Source organism: Thainema salinarum CENA647 (assembly GCF_057732415.1).
The window spans coordinates 1-5,656 of record NZ_JBYJZJ010000007.1 but is presented as its reverse complement, the minus strand read 5'-3'; the positions used below and the strand labels follow the sequence as shown (position 1 = coordinate 5,656).

Genomic DNA, 5,656 nt, shown 5'->3' with positions numbered 1-5,656 from the left:
TGCTAAGGTTAATTGCGTCCTGTTACGAGAACTCATCAGCACCTATGCGCGCCAAGGTAAACCCGAAGCCGGCAGCCCGCAACGGGGCGGGAAGAGTGGGCGGCACGGGCAAAGCATCCGAAGGCACGGAGCATGTCGAGGCCAGCAAGGGCCGAAGTCGGTAGCGCCGCCAATCCGAAGGTCATGAGCCATCCTTGTGCCGAGCGGCGCGAGCGCCGTGTGTCCGAAGCCGAGTGAAGCGAAGCCGAGAAACATCAGAAAATCCGGTGCCTCAGCGACCGATCAACGCCGAAGCCAGTGGTGCAGGAGGAGTCGACGCATCACCGAAGCCGACAACACCAACACACCTACCCACGCATAACGCCGGAATTAAGCCGACCCGCGAAGCGGGTTCGGCTTGAATGAATTGTTAGGCCGCAGTCGCGACGATCGGTAAAACCATCGCCTAAGCGAAAGGCACCGTCACTACAGACACCAAGCCTAGGCAGAGACCGAGCATCGGCACCCAACCAGGGTTGTAGTAAGCCTGGCCTGGCTCAGCTAGCAGTCGTGGTAAGAAGAAGTACACGAATAGGCTTGAGATCAGCGCCGAGAAGAAAGACTATGGATAGAGCCTTGAAGATCGTGGGATTGTCTTGAACTGTCATCGATTGCTCCATGAGGCCTAACACCTGAATTAAGCCGACCCGCGAAGCGGGTTCGGCTTGAATGAATTGTTAGGTGTGTGAGCAGGAAGCTCGCAGGTGAACTCCTGATTGCTGCGGCGCGCAGTTGAGTTGATCGGCAGCCGCAAGATACTCGGTAGCCCATGAAATGAAACCTGGAATCACGATTAGCTCAATGTGCTCGCGAGCAGCTCGTGCCTGAGCGTTTGGGATGGAGCCGGCGCGGACCAGGAAACGCTCATGAGGAACATTTGGTCTGGGCGGCCAAAAGAAGGCGTCAAATAGAATCCTAGAGTGGATCTGGTGCAGATCAATCTCCGCATCTATCCCGGCTCTCTGAATGGCCTCATCCAAGATGCTGGATCGCAGGACGGAACTCGCGCTCTTAGGGATCTTGTCCTTGAGCGATAGTGCATAACCACACCACGGCTAACACCTGAGTTAAGCCGACCCGCGAAGCGGGTTCGGCTTGAACGAACTGTTATGCGCGCCAAGGTAAACCCGAAGCCAGCGGCCCGCAACGGGGTCGGGAGACCAGGGAGCACGGACAAAGCCTCCGCCAGCACGGAGCAGGTCGAGGCCAGCAAAGGCCGAAGCCGAGAGCGCCGCAAATCCGAACGTCATGAAGCCATCCTTTGCCGAGCGGCGCGAACGTCGATGCGTCCGAAGCCGAGTGAAGCGAAGCCGGGAAACGTCGAGCTAATCCGGACGCATCAGCGACCGATCAACGCCGAAGCCAGAGATGCAGCGGAAGTGGCTGCATCACCGAAGCCGACAACACCAACACACCAACCCACGCATAACACCGGAATTAAGCCGACCCGCGAAGCGGGTTCGGCTTGAATGAATTGTTAGGCCTCGCGGGCAATCGCTGCTTGGCCATGTTTTAGTACTAAGGTTTCCCGTGAGGGCTCCCAGCTCGACGGCACGAGCCCTGAAGCCTTAGCCTCGCTGAGCTCGAGAAAGCCAAGCCCTACCAGTGCCGCCAGCGCATCCCGCCATGCGCCGGGATGATTCTCATGAACATGATAGCTCCCGTCAGCTGCAAAGCCCGCGCTATCTTCATCGCGGACGAATTCGGTGTGCTCAAAGCCGTCACCGTGCTTGCGCACAAAGATGTAGATCTTTCCGACTTTGGGCGTATTCATAGAATGGTTTGGACGAGGCCTAACGCCTGAATTAAGCCGAGCCGCGAAGCGGCTTCGGCTTGAATGAATTGTTAGGTGCGACGAACCGAGGAGTTCGCAAGCACCTCTTGGCACTCACTACAGAGTCCCATCTCATCAAGTGATAGCTCCGGCGCAAAGCGGTGAAAGCAATCCCTTGCACCCTGGTCGTGCGGGAACTCAAGCTCCACGAGACCGGGTCGCAGCCCACGCTTGTGGCAAAACCCACATTCGTGGAGTAGTCGGTCTGGAACCCTGTCGAGATTCGAGCGGTACTTCATCGAGACGCGCCTAACACCTGAGTTAAGCCGACCCCAAACGCGTAGCGATTGGGGTTCGGCTTGAACGAATTGTTATGCCGCTAGCAAGACAGAACGCAACTGCCACGGTAAGTGAGGTCCCAGCGAAGACGAAAGCCTCCGCAAGACTTTGCCGCAACTGAAATGGATCCGGCGAGAACCAGCGCAGGATTAGCCAGAATGCCACGCCCAGTGGTAGCGACGCAGTACAGAGCAGCAATGCAGAAAGATGCCCCAACCTCTGCAGAAGCAGAGCTGTAGGTAGGCCAATAAAAATAGTGCCTAGATACCCCCATATGATCGAAGCAATGGCGACAAACGGGGAAAAGATCAACGCATCGATGAAGCCACTGTAGGGGGGCGGATCAAGGAATACAGCTAAAGGAACGGCTGCGATGGGTGTCGCCAGTTGGGCAAGGACAGCGCCCATCCAAAGCGAGCGCGTGTGGTTGCGCTGAATCAGCGTGCTCTGGGGAAACGATGAGCTTGGCGCTCGGTATGGGTTATTTGACATGCGGCATAACACCTGAGTTAAGCCGACCCGCGAAGCGGGTTCGGCTTGAATGAATTGTTAGCCCCCACACACGATCTACCAAATTGGCTCACGGCGAATCGGATACTCAATCTTGAGAGCGGGGACAGTGACTTGTTGTGCGTTACTGATAGGAACGAGCAATGGTAAAGAGTACTCAGTGCTGGTGTAGGCGGAAACTGAAACTTGGCTAAGCGTTTCATCGCACTCGTCGCCCCATAGAAGCGAGTGCCCAGAGTAAGTGTCGAACCAGATCGGTATCGAGTATTTCCCGTTGCGATCGGTCAAAGACATGGCTGGCCCACCCGGTACGGAGTGGTCAATCCATGATGCTCCGACCAAGGCGCCGGACACAGGGGCACCATCAGAGTCAAGAGCCACCCCTGTAACAAGGAATAGTTGCGCCGCGCACTTGGCAGAAGCTCCAGGAGAAAAGGCAACTAAAAGTAGGAACGCAATGATTGCTCGCATGGGGGCTAACACCTGAGTTAAGCCGACCCGCGAAGCGGGTTCGGCTTGAACGAACTGTTATGCGCGCCAAGGTAAACCCGAAGCCGGCAGCCCGCAACGGGGCGGGAAGAGTGGGGGACACGGACAAAGCATCCGAAGGCACGGAACAGGTCGAGGCCAGCAAAGACCGAAGCCAACAGCGCCGCCAATCCGAACGTCATGAAGCCATCCTTGTGCCGAGCGGCGCGAGCGCCGTGTATCCGGAGCCGAGTGAAGCGAAGCAGGGAAACATCAGCAAATCCGGTGCGTCAGCGACCGATCAGCGCCGAAGCCAACGACGCTAGAGGAAGTGGTACGCGCCACCGAAGCCGACAACACCAACACACCTACCCACGCATAACACCTGAGTTAAGCCGACCCGCGAAGCGGGTTCGGCTTGAATGAATTGTTAGACCTGCCAGCCGTGGGGCCAGCCCCGCCTACTTGAAACTCTACCGGAACTCTGATGGAGGCAGGCATGCTGTCTGCGCGGATAGCGCCATTTGGCAACGGCAGAAAGAATGGCCTCGTTGTATCCGATGGGTTGACCGGCGCTACGACCGACAGGATGCCACTCCGTTGAGACGATAACGGGTGACTGCACTTGACCAGCGGAGCTAATGACAAACGAGACTTGGGCTTTGCCAGAGAACTCGTTGTGCAGCCGGGGCGGCAGTTTTGGTGGAACCGTCGATGCAGGACTAAGCCCAGAAGAACAGGTCGGGAGTGGCGCGGCAGCAGCCCATGCGCCAAGCGTGATGCCAAGAAAGAGAACTACCAAGTTGCAAATTGTTCTCATGGCAGGTCTAACACCTGAGTTAAGCCGACCCGGCGCAAGCGGGTTCGGCTTGAATGAATTGTTAGCACCTGCTGGGGCACTAACCGCCAAACAACATGCTGTCACCTGCGACCACTTCTCTAATGCCCGTTTCGCTCCAGTAGCAATGAGAGCCAATCTGGATCTGATGCCCCTGATTACTGTACAGAAGCGCCCAAGCGCCTCGGCCAAAAATGACTGCATCTTGCTGGCCAGGAGAACACCTTGAAGGCTTGGCGCTCCGCAAGTGCGAAAGTACGGGTGCCATAAAGTTCTCGCAATTGCCGCCGCAAGCCCGGTACGCACGAACTGTGGAGTTCTTTACCACCTCTGATGGGCTGTAGCTCCACTCTTCAGTCCTTGAAAGGAAAAAGAACTCGACCGCTGAAGCATTACGCAAGCTCTCACCGAACAGCTTGGCCGCATCGACTGGCGAAAGTGATTGCAGCGGAAGCTGCGACAGGTGATGTAGCAGCGAGCGCGAGACCCAGGACAACTATGTGCTTCAAGAGCATGCGTACCCCGATACAGGTGCTAACACCTGAGTTAAGCCGACCCGCGAAGCGGGTTCGGCTTGGACGAACTGTTATGCGCGCCAAGGTAAACCCGAAGCCGGCAGCCCGCAACGGGGCGGGAAGAGTGGGCGGCACGGGCAAAGCATCCGAAGGCACGGAGCATGTCGAGGCCAGCAAGGGCCGAAGTCGGTAGCGCCGCCAATCCGAAGGTCATGAGCCATCCTTGTGCCGAGCGGCGCGAGCGCCGTGTGTCCGAAGCCGAGTGAAGCGAAGCCGAGAAACACCAGAAAATCCGGTGCCTCAGCGACCGATCAACGCCGAAGCCAGTCGGTGCAGGAGGAGTCGACGCATCACCGAAGCCGACAACACCAACACACCTACCCACGCATAACACCTGAATTAAGCCGACCCGCGAAGCGGGTTCGGCTTGAATGAATTGTTAGGCAGCAGCTTAGTAACCATCTGCCTGAAGACGAAGCACCATCTCTCCGGGCTCCTTATCCCGCATAACTTCGAGATCTACTAGCGCTCCTCTGTTTGGCGAGCCGTATGAAGTCGAGAAGGACCGCTTTGCGGATTTGCAAGTTCTCGGCGATTTGTGGCTTGGGCGAGAGACAGTTAAGAATGCGCTTGGCGTTGTAGCCGGCGAACTCAGTAGAGCTGTGCTCCATGAGGTAGGTACAAAACCTCTTTCCCGGGTTCGTAGTCGTTGTGCTCGCAACTCTTTGACCCAAGGACCAATTTGTCTCCTTCTTGCCTTGCCCCCCAGTAGGTATGCAGCGTGATGGTGCGCGTCTCCTCTGGCTTCACCGATGCCAAGAAGGTCGCCAGCTCCGGACGAAGCTCATCCTTCTCCCGGTCGCGAGCCAAAGACGCAACGACAGGCGAGGCCAAGAGGAGAAGTGTTGCTAAGAGGCACGTAATCTTCATCTGCTGCCTAACACCTGAGTTAAGCCGACCCGCGAAGCGGGTTCGGCTTGAATGAATTGTTAGCTGCGTCCATGCATAGCCTCTTTCTGCGATCTTCTGAGCTTCTTGAGCGCTCATGCCATGATGATAGTGGACGGCTAGTGGATGGTCGCTTGGTTGTAACTCAAGATATGGTCTCCGCATTGCCATTCCTGGGCCGCACATTTGTCTTCAGATTGATTGTGTCAGGGTAGTACGGAAGGC

Annotated in this window: 6 protein-coding genes; 2 read left to right on the top strand and 4 right to left on the bottom strand. The window is 56.9% G+C overall.

Annotated elements, in window-relative coordinates:
- The first annotated feature begins 233 nt into the window (after positions 1-233).
- Together AC286M_RS01020 and AC286M_RS01015 are read left to right on the top strand one after the other, a co-directional pair.
- Positions 234-401, top strand: a complete 168-nt coding sequence (locus AC286M_RS01020) for a hypothetical protein (RefSeq protein WP_488202611.1) — start codon at positions 234-236, stop codon at positions 399-401.
- A 747-nt stretch (positions 402-1,148) separates the two neighbouring features.
- On the top strand, positions 1,149-1,508 hold the full coding sequence (locus AC286M_RS01015; protein WP_488202610.1) for a hypothetical protein: 360 nt from the start codon (positions 1,149-1,151) through the stop codon (positions 1,506-1,508).
- An 8-nt stretch (positions 1,509-1,516) separates the two neighbouring features.
- On the opposite strand, the gene AC286M_RS01010 is transcribed toward AC286M_RS01015, so the two are convergent.
- The 4 genes from AC286M_RS01010 to AC286M_RS00995 form a co-directional block, all read right to left on the bottom strand.
- Positions 1,517-1,813: a hypothetical protein gene (locus tag AC286M_RS01010; protein ID WP_185896440.1), complete on the bottom strand. Its 297-nt coding sequence runs from the start codon at positions 1,811-1,813 to the stop codon at positions 1,517-1,519.
- Between the two features lie 906 nt (positions 1,814-2,719).
- Positions 2,720-3,133: a carboxypeptidase-like regulatory domain-containing protein gene (locus AC286M_RS01005; protein ID WP_488202609.1), complete on the bottom strand. Its 414-nt coding sequence runs from the start codon at positions 3,131-3,133 to the stop codon at positions 2,720-2,722.
- 427 nt (positions 3,134-3,560) lie between these two features.
- Complete coding sequence (locus tag AC286M_RS01000; protein ID WP_488202608.1) at positions 3,561-3,932, bottom strand: energy transducer TonB; 372 nt, start codon at positions 3,930-3,932, stop codon at positions 3,561-3,563.
- A gap of 97 nt (positions 3,933-4,029) precedes the next feature.
- Positions 4,030-4,236: a hypothetical protein gene (locus tag AC286M_RS00995; RefSeq protein WP_488202607.1), complete on the bottom strand. Its 207-nt coding sequence runs from the start codon at positions 4,234-4,236 to the stop codon at positions 4,030-4,032.
- Positions 4,237-5,656 lie beyond the last annotated feature (1,420 nt).